Annotated in this window: 8 protein-coding genes; 4 read left to right on the forward strand and 4 right to left on the reverse strand. The window is 57.2% G+C overall.

Features of this window, described 5'->3' with window-relative positions; all coding sequences use genetic code 11:
* Window positions 1-7 precede the first annotated feature (7 nt).
* Window positions 8-1,642 carry a hypothetical protein gene (locus JAO32_RS16900; RefSeq protein WP_334242561.1) on the reverse strand — a complete coding sequence of 545 codons (1,635 nt, stop codon included), beginning with the start codon at window positions 1,640-1,642 and terminating at the stop codon, window positions 8-10.
* A gap of 140 nt (window positions 1,643-1,782) precedes the next feature.
* On the reverse strand, window positions 1,783-3,582 hold the full coding sequence (lepA, locus tag JAO32_RS16905) for a translation elongation factor 4 (RefSeq protein WP_334242563.1): 1,800 nt from the start codon (window positions 3,580-3,582) through the stop codon (window positions 1,783-1,785).
* Between the two features lie 756 nt (window positions 3,583-4,338).
* Between lepA and JAO32_RS16910 the strand changes: the two genes are divergently transcribed.
* The 3 genes from JAO32_RS16910 (at window position 4,339) to JAO32_RS16920 (ending at window position 11,272) form a co-directional block, all read left to right on the forward strand.
* On the forward strand, window positions 4,339-7,761 hold the full coding sequence (locus JAO32_RS16910) for a TonB-dependent receptor (RefSeq protein ID WP_334242565.1): 3,423 nt from the start codon (window positions 4,339-4,341) through the stop codon (window positions 7,759-7,761).
* Window positions 7,762-8,096: 335 nt separating this feature from the next.
* Window positions 8,097-10,403, forward strand: coding sequence for a GH92 family glycosyl hydrolase (locus JAO32_RS16915; protein WP_334242566.1), 2,307 nt, complete (start codon window positions 8,097-8,099; stop codon window positions 10,401-10,403).
* Between the two features lie 71 nt (window positions 10,404-10,474).
* Entirely contained in the window at window positions 10,475-11,272 is a 798-nt protein-coding gene (locus JAO32_RS16920; RefSeq protein ID WP_334242568.1) for a hypothetical protein, read from the forward strand.
* A 6-nt stretch (window positions 11,273-11,278) separates the two neighbouring features.
* Here JAO32_RS16920 and JAO32_RS16925 read toward each other — a convergent pair whose 3' ends face one another.
* Window positions 11,279-12,868: a VWA domain-containing protein gene (locus tag JAO32_RS16925; RefSeq protein ID WP_334242569.1), complete on the reverse strand. Its 1,590-nt coding sequence runs from the start codon at window positions 12,866-12,868 to the stop codon at window positions 11,279-11,281.
* Between the two features lie 138 nt (window positions 12,869-13,006).
* Between JAO32_RS16925 and JAO32_RS16930 the strand changes: the two genes are divergently transcribed.
* Window positions 13,007-14,356, forward strand: a complete 1,350-nt coding sequence (locus tag JAO32_RS16930) for a class I SAM-dependent rRNA methyltransferase (RefSeq protein ID WP_334242571.1) — start codon at window positions 13,007-13,009, stop codon at window positions 14,354-14,356.
* A gap of 43 nt (window positions 14,357-14,399) precedes the next feature.
* Here JAO32_RS16930 and JAO32_RS16935 read toward each other — a convergent pair.
* On the reverse strand, window positions 14,400-15,723 hold a 1,324-nt coding region (locus JAO32_RS16935), incomplete at its 5' end, for an alkaline phosphatase family protein (protein WP_334242573.1).

Consider the following 15,723-nt stretch of genomic DNA (forward strand, 5'->3'; position numbering starts at 1 on the left):
TTGAGAGCTATAGATCTTCGAATAGGCTATTTCTTAGTTCCCTCATTTTGAGGCCGTCGAAATCGTTATGCTTAATTGCGTATTCCATCTGGTTAGATTGAAGTACGGAATCTAGGAAACGAATATACCCAAGTTTCATCCCTGAACTGTAGACAGTATTGGCTAGTTGGTACGCCAGAACGATTCCATAGGGCCTCATCTTTGGCATATCGATAAGGTTGAAATATTCGTGGAAAACGATATCCACGAGGTATCGCCTGAACTTGATTCCGATGTTCTCAGCGAGGACAACATACCCGACGCAAGATGCCAAGGCAAACACGCTGCTTTTAAGAATGTTTTCGTTCTCGTGTTGTCCAGGACCATGTCGTAGAGTCCTGTTTGAAGTGGGCTTCAAGTCACCACCCGCACGGATCAGTTCTCTCAAGACATAGACTGCCTCATAAATAAGATATGCGTAACGGTTTGGGAATTCTTCTTGTCCTGAAGATAAGGGGTCATTCACCCTATAGTTCCGCGACATCTTTTGGACAAATGTCGAAAGATAGTAGAGCCACATATGCCATGGATAATCCTGGTCGAGCGCTTCAGCGGTCATTATGTGGAAAAAGCTAATAGAAGAATAGATGGGATCGCGGAGCTTCAAATGATCAAAGTCGATGTATGAGCGATTGTATGGATCAGTGTCTGAATCTCTTGCTAGAGAATCTAGGAGGCGGCAGACGTATTCGCCAACAGGTCTGTACGCTGCCGCATCGAAAGCGTTCTTTACATCACTAAAGAGATAATGCAGAAGAGGGTTCTTCGGGTATATATGAAAATGGTTTCCCTGAAGATTTTGGTTATCACGCAGTTCGCGAAATAATATGCTATCGGCATCCTCAAGAAGTGCCGTGAAGTAGCGGTCAATAAAGACTTCCGAGTCAAAACGGTCTTTCCACTGTTTTATAAATTCAAGACCTAAATATGGACGAATATTCGCCAACTTCTGAATGAATTTCGAGTTCAGGAATACAGACGAAGCCAACACCGCCAGCTTCTCACTTTGGTCGAAACGGGAAGCGAGACGACTTGCCAGCTTTGATAGTGGCTTCCTAAGCCTTTCGTGCCTACGGATCCATACCGCTATTCTCTCGAGGCCAGCCGGCGCTTTCTCCGAAAACATAACTCCCAAAAAATCCTCAATGTCTCGTTGTCGCTCAATCTGAGCCGCGAAACGAACGAGGATAGGATCTGACGTGAGATTTCTGAAAATCATGCAGTGATGTTCCTCTATCAGAGCAAGAAGTTCGATGTAGCTTTCTGACCAAAGAAGTCCTTCGGCAAGCTCAACAAGAATAGGAAGACGCTGGAGGCTCAGGCGCCACCAGCGGATACGCGCAAAAAGTAAGAGAATGCAGCAAAATGCGATAAGTTCTTGCAATTGAAGAACCGTAAGTCCTCTTGGGAGAGGGAGCACTATTCGAGGAAAGTGCAATGCTATTGCGTCATTAAACTCCAGCCCAAGGATCCATACGAAACAACAAACGGACGCAAACCTATCGATGAAGCCCAACTTAAGCTTGAGCCCAAGCTGTTGTGACCGCGGCAGCACAGCAAAGATCGCAGGAAGTATTGCTAAGAGTGCAATAAAGGTCGACACGAAGCGATTGTAGTCGCTGCATCCGCTGCGTTCCCAAAACAAATCTTGCGGCTCTGTTGGTCGTTACCTCTCCAGCCAGAAACAGATTTCCCCGCTTTTATAACGCAATATCTGCGATAAGAAGTTAGTAGCCTAGGCTGCTACTCGCCGACCTTTAGGACGGCTAGGAAGGCTTCCTGAGGGATGTCTACTTTGCCGATTCGCTTCATGCGCTTTTTGCCCTCTTTTTGCTTGTCGAGGAGTTTGCGCTTTCGGCTGATGTCGCCGCCGTAGCACTTGGCGAGGACGTCTTTCTTGATTGCCGATACTGTTTCGCGGGCTACGATCTTGCTGCCGATGGCGGCCTGGATGGCAACCTCAAACATCTGCCTTGGAATAAGCTCCTTCATCTTGTGGACGAGGGCTTTGCCGCGTTCGTAGGCGAAGTCGCGGTGGACGATGATGCTGAGTGCGTCGACGGGTTCGCCGGAGACGAGGATGTCCATTTTGACCATGGGGCTGGTCCATGTTCCCGACAGGTGGTAGTCGAGTGAGGCGTAGCCGCGGCTGACGGACTTGAGGCGGTCGTAGAAGTCGAGCACGATCTCATTGAGCGGGAGCTCGTAGGTGATCATGACTCGGTTGGCGGAGACGTACTCCATGTTCTGCTGCTTGCCGCGCTTTTCTTCGACGAGCTTGAGGATGTTGCCGACGTACTCCTCGTTGGTGAGGATTTTGGCGATGATGACGGGCTCTTCGACCGAGTCGATGGTTGTGGGGTCGGGCCAGCGTGAGGGGTTTTGCACTTCAAGCGTGGTGCCGCCGGTGAGGTGGACCTTGTAACCGACGCCGGGGGCGGTGGTGATGAGGTCGAGGCCGAACTCGCGCTCGAGGCGCTCCTGGATGATCTCCATGTGGAGGAGGCCGAGGAAGCCGCAGCGGAAGCCGAAGCCGAGGGCTACGGAGGACTCGGGCTCGAAGGAGAAGGACGCGTCGTTGAGCTTGAGTTTGCCAAGGGCTTCGCGCAGGGCGCCGTGCTCGTGGCTTTCTACGGTGTAGAGGCCGGCGAAGACCATGGACTTGATGTCTTCAAAGCCGGGGAGCATTTCCGTGGCGGGGTTGGTGGGGTCAGTGATGGTGTCGCCGACCTTGGTGTCTGCCACGTCTTTGATGGTGGCGACGAAGAAGCCGACTTCACCCGCGGAGAGCTCGGCGATTTCAACGGGCTTGGGGGTGAGGACGCCCATGGATTCCACGTCGAAGATTTTGTTGTTGCTCATGAGCTTGATGCGCTGGCCCTTGCGGAGACGGCCGTTGATGACGCGGGCGAGCACGATGACGCCTTTGTAGGGGTCAAACCATGAGTCGAAGATGAGGGCCTGGAGCGGCTTTTCTGCGTCGCCGGTGGGCGGCGGGATGAGGGTGACGACGGCTTCGAGGATGTCGGCGACGTTGAGGCCGGTCTTGGCGGAGACGGCGATGGCGTCGTCTGCGGGCAGGCCTACGGTGTTCTCGATCATCTCCTTGGTGCGCGGGATGTCGGCGCTGGGGAGGTCGATCTTGTTGATAACAGGAATGATTTCGAGGCCGTTGCTGATCGCCAAGTAGGCGTTGGCGAGGGTCTGGGCTTCCACGCCCTGGGAGGCGTCGACGACGAGCAATGCGCCTTCGCAGGAGGCGAGGGAGCGCGAGACTTCATAACTGAAGTCGACGTGGCCGGGGGTGTCGATGAGGTTGAGCTGGTAGGTCTGGCCGTCGTGGGCCTGGTACATCATGCGCACGGAGTGGGCTTTGATGGTGATGCCGCGTTCGCGCTCGAGGTCCATGGCGTCAAGGACCTGCGCCTGCATCTCTCGCTGGGTAAGCGAGCCGGTGAGTTCGAGGAGGCGATCAGAGAGGGTCGACTTGCCGTGGTCGATGTGCGCGATGATCGCGAAATTACGTATGTACTTGGGATCCATGCTCACCCTTGATTCTACGTGCTTCGCACCATTCTCGGCACTTCGTGCAAGTTTCGGGGCGAGAGACGCTGCTAGGCGCGAGGGAAGGGCGGCCGGGACCAGGCGAGGCTTTAGTGGGGGGGTGGGGGAGGGTTTTAGTAGGAGCTGTCTTCTACCTTGGCGAAGCCTGCCACGATAGCGATGACGAAACCAGCGATGAAGAGCGAACCGAGCAGCATGGGAGTCCTTTCAGAGCAGCGAAACAAGTGGCGCAAAAACAGACCGGGGAGTTCGGGGCTACGAACTCTCGATAAACGTAATCGGCAGGGTCGGGGGTAGGAATAGCACCCTTTGGGTCATCTGCATAACACTTTTGTGGTATCTGGTTCAGGAAAAGTTACGGGCGCGTGAGATCAGTCCCCTGCCATGCGGCGAAGGCGGAAATTTTTTCTTTCTGGAATGCGGGTTGCCTGACCGAGGCAGAGGCAGGAGGGACGTGACAGAAGATTGCGTCGACGGGCGACTTCGATTGGGCGATATTCGAATGAATTGAACGTTATTCGCCCGAGGGGTCCGCAGGAAGCAGTTGGACCGGTTGGCATCTACAGGCTGGAATTGGACTTGGCGGGAAATTATTTCCGTGTCGAACTACATAAATATTTGATTAACGTGGGGAATACGGCCGACTGGCCGTTTCAGTGCACGCGAGTTGAGGACGATGCGTGTCCGATGTCTTTCTACCCCCGCTCTTCCCCCTACGCCTTAAGGAGTGCCAATTTGAAGTCTTTGTTTCGCGTGCTTCCCGTCGCCCTTGTGGCGGTGTCGACCTGTAGCTATGCGCAGACCATTACCGGCAGTGTGAATGGCACCGTGACGGACCCGTCTGGTGCCGTTTTGCCGAATGCGAAGGTAACAGTCACAAATGTCCAGACCAACGTAAGCAGCACTACCCAGAGTTCCAGCACGGGTGTGTACAACGTCCGCTTTCTGCAGGTGGGCCAGTACAAAGTAACGATTGAGGCGAAGGGTTTTGCCGCACAGACGCTGGGGCCATTCGCCCTTGAGGCAGGCCAGGACGCGAAGTTTGACGCGAAGCTGACTGCCGAAGGAACGAACCAGTCTGTGGAGGTGCAGGCTTCGCTGGTGCCGTTGCTGAACACCGAGAGCGGCGAACTTGGCATGACGCTGGATACCCATGCGATCGATAGCATTCCGCTGCAAGGCCGTAACTTCTCATCGCTGACGATCTTTACGCCGGGCGCGGTCGCGACCGACCCGACGGTGTTCACCGGAGCGAATGCCATTGAGCGCAGCAAGGATGGGGGCGCCCAGGTTTCAGTCAATGGCAACCGTCAGCAGGCGAACAACTACCTGCTGGATGGCATTGAGATCAACGAGACGATCAACAACACCATTGGCTACAACCCCAGCCCGGATGCGCTGGACCAGGTGCGCACCGTGAGCAGCAACGCACAGGCCGAGTATGGCAATGTGAACGGCGGCGACGTGATTGCGTTGCTGAAGAGCGGCACGAACAAGTTCCACGGCAGTGCGTTCTACTACGTGACGGACGACAGCTTTAACGCCAACACATGGGCCAATGGACTGAGCGCGACGCCTGTTCCGAAGACGAGCGAGACCAGCAACATTTTTGGCGGAACCATTGGCGGCCCCGTATTGAAGGACAAGCTGTTCTTCTTTGCGGACTACTCCGGCAACCGTTACCACAAGGGCGGCTACCAGGATGTGAACGTTGCAACGCAGCGCATGCGTAATGGCGATTTTGGCGAAGTGCCGTACCAGTTGTATGACGCACAAGCAGCAGGCAAACCCGCGTTCGTGAACAATCAACTTCCGACAACGGCGCTGAATCCTGTGGCGCGTTATCTGTTTACGCATCCGGAACTGTATCCGCTGCCGAACCAGGCAGCACAGGCGGGAACAATCACGACGGGCAACTTTCGTGGTGTGACGAAGCAGCGCATTTACAACGATCAGTTTGACGTGAAGGTGGACTACCGCTACCGCGACAAGGACACGATGTTTGTGCGTTACAGCCAGAGCACGGCGGGCGATACGAACACGTCGCCGATTGCGCTGGCCTTCCCCACGGCTTCCACCTATCCGACGAAGGGTGTGGCGATCAACTTCGTACACACGTTCACACCGACGATCCAGAACGAGTTCCGCGCGGGCTTCTTCCGTACTGCGTGGCACCAGGGCGTGCCCACAGATACGACCGGCGTGTTTGGAAGCAATGGCAACGCAACCGTTGGTATTGGTGGTGGCAGCCCGGTTCCGGGATTTGCGGCACAGAACATCAACGCAGACGGCAACAACCTTGCTGCGAGCAGTGGTGGCGCGGCGTTTGGTAACTCCGGCATCTACTCCGACAACGTGATGAACAACTTTACCTATGGCGATAACCTCACGATCCAAAAGGGAAATCACGTTATCAAGATGGGCGCGCAGTTGATCCGTTATCAGCAGAACAGCCTGTACACGGGTAACGATGGCGCGCAGGGCCAGATCAGCTACAACGGCCAGTACACGGCGAATACAGGTGTGAGCGGTGCCACAGGATTTGGTGTGGCGGACTTCTATCTGGATCGCGCAAGTTCCGCGGGCCGCGGAACACTTGCGGGCCATACTGGTCAGCGCCAGTGGCGTGATGCAGCCTTCCTTCAGGACGATTGGAAGATCATGCCGACTTTGACGGTGAACCTGGGTCTGCGTTGGGAGTTCGATCAGCCGATCTATGAAGTGAACAACAAGCAAGCGAACCTGAACCTGCAGACGGGTGCAATCCAGTTGGCAGGCCAGAACGGCAACAGCCGCGCGCTGTACAACCCGGTGTGGACGAACTTCATGCCGCGTGTTGGCTTCTCGTGGAACCCGAAGCAGAAGCTTGTGGTTCGCGGTGGCTTTGGAACGACGACGTACATGGAAGGCACGGGCGCGAACCTGCGTCTGACGATCAACCCGCCGTTCCAGACGTCGATTGCGTATACCGGCAGTGCTCCGACAACGACCGCTGCCGGAACATACACCACGGCTGAGAGTGCGTTCACGGGCAACACCAACGCCACCTGCTCCTACGCGACGGATCCGACGTGCGGACAGCGTTTCCGTGCGTGGGCACCGAATCTGAAACCCTCCACGGTAACGGAGTACAGCCTGACGACTGAGTATCAGTTGAACAACTACTCGTCGTTCCAGGTGGGCTATGTGGGGCAGTATGCATACCACCTGATTCAGGCAGTGGCTGCGAACCAGTTGACTGCTCCCTGCTTTGTGAACGGCGCGCTGGTGGCGTACAACTCCGCTGCCTGCTTTGCTGTGAACAAGGCTCCGTACTACCAGGTGGTGGGTCAGTCCGGCACGGTGCCGTTGACGGCATCGGAAGCGATGGCGAACTACAACGCGCTGCAGGCTACGTTCCGTCAGCGTTTGCGTGGTGGTCTGCAGTTCACGGCGAACTATGCGTATGCAAAGGCGCTGACGAATAGCGTGGGCTTCTATGGCGTATCGAATGTAACGGGTGCCAGCGCGTATGCGGCTGATCCGCGTAACAACTCGCTGGAGTATGGCCCCAACGGTACGGACGTGCGTCACAACGTGAACTTCACAGCGACGTATGAACTGCCATTTGGCCGTGGCCGCAAGTTTGGCAGCAATATGCCGCGCGTGGTGGATGAGTTTGTTGGCGGATGGCGTGTGGCTGCATCCGGCTTTGTGTACACGGGTTTCCCCATCACGATTACCAGCAACAACATCAACTCTGGTGTGAACTCAAACCAGCAGCGCATGGTGAAGTACCGTCCGCTGAAGGTGGTGAATCGCAGCGTGCAGCACTGGTTTGGTACCGATCCTTCGGCCACGCCTTGCCTGACCGCTGGCGTAGACAACGGTGTGTGTGCGTATGGTTTGCCTGCGGATGGTGTGATCAGCCCGCAGCGTCCTGGTACGGAACGCACGCCGGGCTACCAGCAGTATGACGCTTCAGTGTTCAAGGACTTCAGCATTACGGATAGCCAGAAGATCAGCTTCCGTGTGGATGCCTCGAACGTGTTAAACATTGCAAGCTACGGCAACCCGGATGGCACGGCGCAGGACTCTGCGAGCGGCACGTTTGGACGCATCAGCACGACGCGTTCCGGCCCGCGTATGTTGCAGCTTTCGGCGAAGTACTCGTTCTAACAATCAACGCAAAACAGCAACGTCCACGCAGATGACTTCTGCGTGGACGTTGCTTTTGCGTTGGACGATTTGGGGTTGTCGATGCGTTCTGGGTTTCCCGATGCGTTGTAGTGGGTTGAGAGTAATGCAGGTCCTTCGGCTTCACTGTGTTTCGCTCAGGATGACGATTCTTCGAATCGTATGAGCCTCGCTCTTGCGAAGCTGTTTCTGGATTTGTGGATGAAAGGGGTTGAGATTGTTGGTGAGGTGAAGTGCGTAGGGATTCTTTGCTGCGCTCAGAATGACAGCCTTTGGACATATGAGCTTGGTAGGATGAACGACAGTTGGAGATGTCAATGATTAGTCGCCGTCGCTTTCTGGAATCTGCCGCTGTTGCCGCCACGCTTGCTCACATGGAATCGCGCTCGTTGATGGCGCTTTCGCAAAAGGCTGTTGCCAAGGATGATGTGTTGCAGTGGGTGGATCCACGCATTGGCACGGGCGGGCATGGGCATTGCTATCCCGGTGCGAGCATGCCGTTTGGCGCTGTGCAGATTTCGCCGGACACGTACACCGAAGGCTGGGATTGGTGTAGCGGCTACCATGTGACGGATTCGTCGATTATGGGCTTTAGCCATACGCACCTGAGCGGTACCGGCGTGGGCGACTTGATGGACTTCCTTGTTATGCCGGGTGTGGGTAAGGCGAAGCTACAGGCGGGTTCGCGTGAGAATCCGGAAGAGGGCTATCGGTCGCGCTTCAGCCATGAGACCGAGGTGATGCATCCGGGCTACTACTCCGTGATGCTGGACACGTACAAGATCAAGGCCGAAGTGACTGCGACGGAGCGCGCGGGCGTGCATCGGTACACGTTCCCGAAAAGCGATTCAGCGTACCTGATTGTGGATCTGTATCACGGGCCTTCCAACAAGGAAGGTAAGACGACTGTTGCTGAAGCGGGTGTGAAGGTGGCAGGCGCGAAGATTGAAGGTTGGCACCTGACGCATGGGTGGGCGAATCCTCGGCATTCAAATTTTTCGATGGAAGTGTCGAAGACGCCGACGCGCGTTGAGCTGTTTGTGGATGATGCTGCGGTGAGTGGCACGGAAGCACGCGGCAAAGTGGTGAAGGCCGTGCTGTACTTCAGCACAAAAGCCAACGAACAGATTGTGGTGAAGACGGGCATCAGCGCCACGGGCGTGGCAGGTGCTGCGAAGAATGTTGCAGCGGAAGTTCCAGGCTTTGACTTTGATGGCGTGCGCATGAATGCTGAGGCGGCGTGGCGCAGGCAGTTGGGCAAGGTGCGCGCTTCGTTCATTGACGATACGCATCGCACGATTTTTTACACGTCGCTGTATCACATGAGCCTGGGGCCTGTGCTGTTTGACGATGTGGATGGGCGCTATCGTGCCATGGATAACACAGTGAAGACGCTGCCTGCTGGCGAGCGCAACTACACCACTTTCTCGCTATGGGATACATTCCGCGCGGCGCATCCGGCTTACACGCTGATTGAGCCGGAGCGTGTACCGCAGTTTGTGAATACGCTGATCCGCATGGGTGAGGAGTCGCCTGCGGGTGCACCGGTGTGGCCGCTGTGGGGTCGTGAGACGGAGTGCATGACGGGCTTCCATTCTTCAAGTGTGATTGCAGAAGCACAGAAGAAGGGATTTCCTGCGGATTACAAGCGTGCGTATGCGATGTTGCAGAAGGGTCGTGCGGACGATGTGCAGGGCATGACGTGGCACAAGGAGCATGGGTATATTCCGGCTGATCTTGAGGGCGAGTCAGTGTCAAAGCATGTTGAGTTCTGCTATGACGACTGGGCGATGGCGAATATTGCTTCGCGGCTGGGCATGACGGCAGAACGCGATGAGCGGTTGAAGATGTCAAAGGGATATCTGAACAACTGGGACAAGAGTGTGGGCTTCCTGCGGCCAAAGTTGTCGACCGGCGAATGGACTACACCGTTTGATCCAATTGAGATGCGGCACTGGGACAAGTGGTGGGACTACACCGAAAGCAACGCATGGCAGACGACGTTTACGGTGCAGTGCGATCCGGGCGGCATGATCCACATGATTGGCGGCAATGCGCCGTTTGTGACGAAGCTGGATGCGTTGTTTAATCAGCCGAGCACGCTGCCGTCGTATGCTCCGCCGGACATTGCGGGCATGGTGGGGCAGTACGCGCATGGCAATGAGCCTTCGCACCACATTGCTTATCTCTACGTGTATGCCGGTGTGCCGCACAAGACGCAGAGCCGTGTGCGCAGCCTGATGGACACCATGTACAAGGCGGAGCCGGATGGCATGCAGGGCAATGAGGATGTGGGCCAGATGTCGGCCTGGTACTTCTTGAGTGCGCTTGGTTTCTATCCTGTGGACCCGGTCAGCGGTATTTATGTGTTGGGTTCTCCGGTGACGACGGGCGCGACGTTGGATATGGGCAAGGGCCGTGTGTTGAAGATTGAAGTGCAGCGCGCGAACTCGTCAGACTGCTATGTGAAGGAATTCCGCTTGAATGGAACGGTGCAGGACAAGGCTTGGTTCCGGCATAGCGATATTGCGAATGGTGGCACGCTGACGTTTGTAATGAGTGCTACGCCGAATGAATCGCTGGGTGCGGATGTGAAGGTGATTCCGCCTTCGCAGGAGATTTAACGATTTACGACACGTTGCCGGGGTCCGCAGAAGCTATTCTGTGGACCCCGAAGCTTTTTCTGGAGAGATGTATGCGGTCCGTTGCGGCTGTGGTTGCGTTGTTATTCGCGGGATCTGTGGTGGCACAGACGATGCCGCAGGCGAAGGAGCTTCGCCGCTTTCATGCTGAAGAAGCGAACCAGGGTGTGGCGACCGATCGCGACTTTTTCTATGCGATTGCCGATCATGACGTTGGCAAGTACCGCAAGACGGATGGCGTTCGCGTGGCGGAGTGGCATGGGCAGCCTCCGCAGTTCATTCACATTAATAGCTGCACGGTGATGGCGAAGGAGCTGGTGTGCGCCATGTCGAATTTCCCGGGTGTGCCGCAGGTCTCGTCGGTGGAGCGTTTTCGCACGAGCGATCTGAAGCATTTGAGTTCGACGCCACTGGGAACGGGACGTGGTTCGCTGACATGGGTGGAATGGCGCGACAACAGTTGGTATGCGTGTTTTGCCAACTATGACGGCAGGGGTGGCGAGCCGCCACGCGATCATCGCGCGACGGTGCTGGTGCGTTTTGACGAGCATTGGAAGGAGCAACAACGCTGGTTGTTCCCAGAGGATGTGCTGGATAAGTTTGGGCACATGAGCGCGAGCGGCGGGCGGTTTGGTGCGGACGGTCTGCTTTACGTGCAGGGGCACGACCTGCCCGAGATGTATGTGTTGCGTGTGCCCGCGAAAGGCGATCGGCTGGAGCATGTCTCAACGTTTGGTATGCCGACGAATGGACAGGCATTTGATTGGGATCGCGCGAACCCGCGGCATGTGTGGTCCATTGCTCGCAAAGGCAGTGTGGTGGTGGAGAGTGAACTGCCTGCAGTGAAGTGAACGTTTCTAGTTTGCGGTTTTGGACTGCGCCTGTGCTGGCTGGTTCAGTTTGGCGTCGGCGGTGCCGATGCGGCCTGTGGCTGAAACTCTAACGACGAAGCGGGCGCGGACTGCTTTGGGGTCGTGGTCGAGGATGAAGTGCAGGTCCAGGTTGTGGTGAATCTGGCCTACGGGTGGAACGTCCTGCGCGGCTACGCGGACGATGCGTGAGATGCGCTTGAGTTCCTTGTTCTTCTTGTCGAAGGTGGATGCGATGACGACGACTTCGGCGCGGCGCGGCTCTGTGTCCGTCGCGTTGGACCAGATGAGACCGTTGCCGTCGACGAAGATGTTGAATGCGTCAGGGTTTTGCGCGTCGGGTGTGAGCGTGATGGGAACGCCGTCGTAGACCATGTTGCTGCTGTCTGCGGAGAGCACCTCAAAGGCGAGGCGTCGCGATGGGTTTACGGGATTCACACGCGCCGGGGGTAGTTCGACGTAATAGCCTTCGCGGGTGATGGCTTTCAGGTTGGGGTCATCGAGCGTGACCTTGATGCGGCGGAATTTCTTGGGGTCGGTTGTGGTGGTGGTGGGGCGGTAGGCGAGCGAGTAGAAGCTGCCGCCATCGCGGATGCCGTCGCCGATGACGGTATCGACATCGTTGCGGCCGTAGAAGCTGCGGCCGCCGGTGGCCACGGCGAGTTTGGTGAACTGATAGTTGCCGCCGAAGGGATCGTTGAAGGCAGCATCAGGGCCGTAGCCCGCGCCGGGGTCCACGCTGAGACCAGCAGGGTCCACCGTGTACAGCGTGATGCGTGCGTCGCGCAGTTCATTCACGCATTGCTGCACAGCGTTGTTGACGCGATTCTCCGTATCGACGGGACCATTGACGAAGTTGTAAGCGGGAAAGCCGCGGCCAATCCACACCATGTTCTTGTGGCCGGGATGGCCGATGACGGCTTGTGCCACGCGCGTAAGCGTCGCGAAGGCGGTGGCGAAGCGTTCGGCGATCCAGCCACCGCTGTGCAACTGCCACGGGAACGCTACGAGGTGATGATCGAGCGCGGTGAGGAGTGCCTGCTTGTCCTGCGTGTAGTCCTGCAGAACGGTGAAGTTATTCAGGCTGACGGCGATCAGCATGGTGGGTGTGGTGAGTTTGTCAGGCTGCTTTTGCAGGATCTTTTTCAGCGAGTAGCGGGCGAATGCCATGTCCTCAAAACGCGTGTTGAATTCGTCGAGGAGAAGGATGTTGACCGGCGCCTGCGGTGCGACGCGATCCAGTTCTGCTGTGGAATGAATGGATGCTGTGCTGGGGACCGCGTGGGCACCGGCTTCTTCAAAGTTCAATAACGTCTGCGGCTGATCGAGTTCGGTGACGTGAAAGGCCGATTTGGGAAGGCCAGTGACGATCTTGTCATTCCGATCTGTCACCACGACATCGAGAACGACAAGGCGTGCGCTGCGATGCAGTGTGTAACTGCCGTCCGTAGAGCGCTGTGGCTCAATGCCAGCGGATGGTGCAGGTTGCGCTGGCTGGGCGCCCTGTGGCCATGCTGTGACGGAGCAGAGCGTCGCCAGTAGGGATGCGGCTGCCGTTGTTACGAACTTTCGCTTCATCGCACCGCCTTAGACCGGGATTATCCGGTGCCGTGACTTGTTCAGACAGCATTTGTGGATGGAAAGTCGCGGGAAGAACCCAAAATGTCTCGTTTTGTGTGAATTGACGGAAATGGCCATCGTGCGAGGATGGGAAGGATGACTGTAAAACGCAAAGAACGGCGCGATACCGGCGCGCGCAAGAAGTTTTCCGGGGGAAGCCGGCCTGTGGCCACCGAACCGCAACTGCTGGAAGCGGATGAGGCAGGGCCAGCGACGATCCTGTCGCGGCGTGCAGCGGATCGTCTGCGCGCGGGACATTTATGGGTGTATCGGAGCGATGTGGAGTCGTTGATTCCGGCGCTGGGAGCCACCACGATGACGCCGGGCGGCCTGGTGACGCTGCTGGATAATCGGCGGATTCCGCTGGGGTCGGCCTTGTATTCCGAGGCTTCGCAGATTGCGCTGCGGAAGGTTTCTGCGGAACCACGTGTGGGACGCGGCGAGTATCTGGAAGACATGGCGGTGCGTGTGCGCACGGCGCTGACGCTGCGGCAGAAGATGCTGGCGGATGGTACTACGGATTCGGCGCGGTTGATCTTCTCAGAAGCGGATGATCTGCCGGGTATCGTTGCAGATCGTTACGGCAACCTGGTGGTGTTGCAGTTGTTGACGCAGGGTACAGCGCAGGACGATGTGCGCGCGGTGCTGGCACGCGAACTGGCCGTGGATGGTGTGGATCAGGTGGTGGAACGGGCCGATCCGCGTATTCGTGAGTTGGAGCAGCTTCCTGCGTCTTCGATCGAACCGCTGTTTGTGTTCGAAGGCGTGAGTGGGCCGCCGAAGACGCTGTTCACGCTGAACGGACTGCACCTGCACTACGACGCGAACGCCGGACAGAAGACGGGTGCGTTCCTGGATCAGCGATTGAACTATGCTGCCGCTGCGGCGGCGCATGCAGAAGCACATGGCACCGGTAATGGTGAGGCGCTGGACATCTGCACGTATCAGGGTGGATTTGCGCTGCATCTGGCGCGTGTGGCAGCAAAGGTTACGGGAGTGGATCAGAGCCGTAGTTCACTGGAGACTGCCGAATCCAACCTGGAACAGAATCGTAATGCGATTGCTGCGGAGGTGGAGTGGATTGAGGCCGATGCCTTTGAACTGCTGCGCGCCTATGACGCGGAGAAGCGGCAGTTTGACACCATTGTTCTGGACCCGCCTGCGTTTGCGAAGACGAGGCGTGCGGCAGAGGGTGCGATGCGTGGCTACAAGGAGCTGAATCTGCGCGCGATGCGAATGCTGCGTCCGGGTGGTGTGCTGGTGACGTGTTCGTGCTCGCACCATGTGAGCCGCGAGATGTTCACAGCGACGGTGGCGGAGGCTGCTGCAGATGCTGGACGCCATGTGCGGTTGATGGAGACGCGCGGCGCTGCACCGGATCATCCTGAGGTGCTGACACTGCCGGAGACGGCGTATTTGAAGTGCCTGATTCTGCGCGTGGATTGATGCGTTGATGGCGGGCGCCGTTCGACAACGCCCGCCATCGCGCTTACTTCAGGATGGTGGTTAGCGGTTTGCCGTCCATGTTGCTGTAGGAGAGGCCGAGAATCTTTGCGATGGTCGCGGCCACATCAAGATTGGGGAACGATGGCTGCTCCCCTGCGTGTGGTTTGATGGCTGCACCGCTGGCGATGAAGATCTCCTGCATGAGTGGACGCGTGTTGGGGTAGCCGTGTGCGCCAGTCTGCGGTTCAGGGCTGGGAGCATTCGGTCTTACACCACCAAACTTCCAATCTTCTTTGGCGTAGACGATGACGTCTGGCGCGGTGTCGTTGTTGGCAGGACGCGGCCATCCCTGTGCGACCATTTCGCTCTCGCTGGGGATAGTGTCCGTAGCAGGGCTGGCAGCGAAGGCGGCCTTGATCTTCTCTGTTAACGCGGCGTTCGCGTGTGTCTCGTAGATATACGTGGCTCCGCCTTCAGCGAGTGCGGCTGCCTCACTGGGTTGAATGCCTGCGTTCTTCAGCACCGTATTTGGGTCAACAGTGTGGTGCACGCTGGACTGGCCGTGGTCGCTGACGATGAGGAAGGTGGTGCGATCAAGATCGCCCGCTTCGCGCACGGCGTTGACGACTTCCTTCACCTGATCGTCAAGAAAGGCCACGCCGTTATCGCCTGCCTGTGTCTTGTAACCGTAAGCGTGTTCTGTGCCGTCCAACGTCAGCAGGTGCAGCAGCGTCAGGCTCGGGTGGTGATGCTTGATGGCATAGACTGCAGCACGTGTATACAGGCGATCGCGGTAGGGCTGCGATGGGCCGTGATTGAAGTTCTTCAGCTCTTCGGGTTTTAGATCGCCGGAGGCAATCATTTCCTGAATCAGCTTGCTGGATTCCACGGGCTGTTCAAAGAAGCTGTAGTCGATGCCTGCGTTTTCTACGGCGACCCAATCCATCTCTGCCGTGACGAGGCCCTTGGCTTTGGCTTCGTCATAGACGGTGGGCACATGCACCAGCTTTGACTTGTCTGCGTGGAACTCCACGCCGATGGGGCCGCCGGTGCGCTGGCCGTGGATGAGGCCGTTGGCGATGAGGCCATGCTTTGCGGGCGTAACGCCGGTGACCATGGCGGTGTGGTTGGGCCAGGTGACCGTTGGATTTACGGGCTGCATGCTGGTGGCCCATGCACCGGACTGCATCAGGCTGTGCAATGTTGGCGTGGGTAGCCACGGATCGTGCAGTAAGGGCGCACCAAATGCGTCCAGGCTGATGACCACCACCATCGGCTTGCGTTCCTGTGCCGGTGTGGGACGAACTGCTGCCAGCGGAGTTGCCGCCAGCAGGAGTGTTGCAAGAAGTTGTTTCACGACGCGTTGC

The organism is Terriglobus sp. ADX1 (assembly GCF_036877645.1).
Lineage (GTDB): Bacteria > Acidobacteriota > Terriglobia > Terriglobales > Acidobacteriaceae > Terriglobus.

Bases quoted from the DNA above. Each gene is read 5' to 3' on its own strand.
- lepA (WP_334242563.1), bottom strand. From the start codon at position 3,582: ATGGATCCCAAGTACATACGTAATTTCGCGATCATCGCGCACATCGAC.
- JAO32_RS16915 (WP_334242566.1), top strand. From the start codon at position 8,097: ATGATTAGTCGCCGTCGCTTTCTGGAATCTGCCGCTGTTGCCGCCACG.
- JAO32_RS16920 (WP_334242568.1), top strand. From the start codon at position 10,475: ATGCGGTCCGTTGCGGCTGTGGTTGCGTTGTTATTCGCGGGATCTGTG.
- JAO32_RS16925 (WP_334242569.1), bottom strand. From the start codon at position 12,868: ATGAAGCGAAAGTTCGTAACAACGGCAGCCGCATCCCTACTGGCGACG.
- JAO32_RS16930 (WP_334242571.1), top strand. From the start codon at position 13,007: ATGACTGTAAAACGCAAAGAACGGCGCGATACCGGCGCGCGCAAGAAG.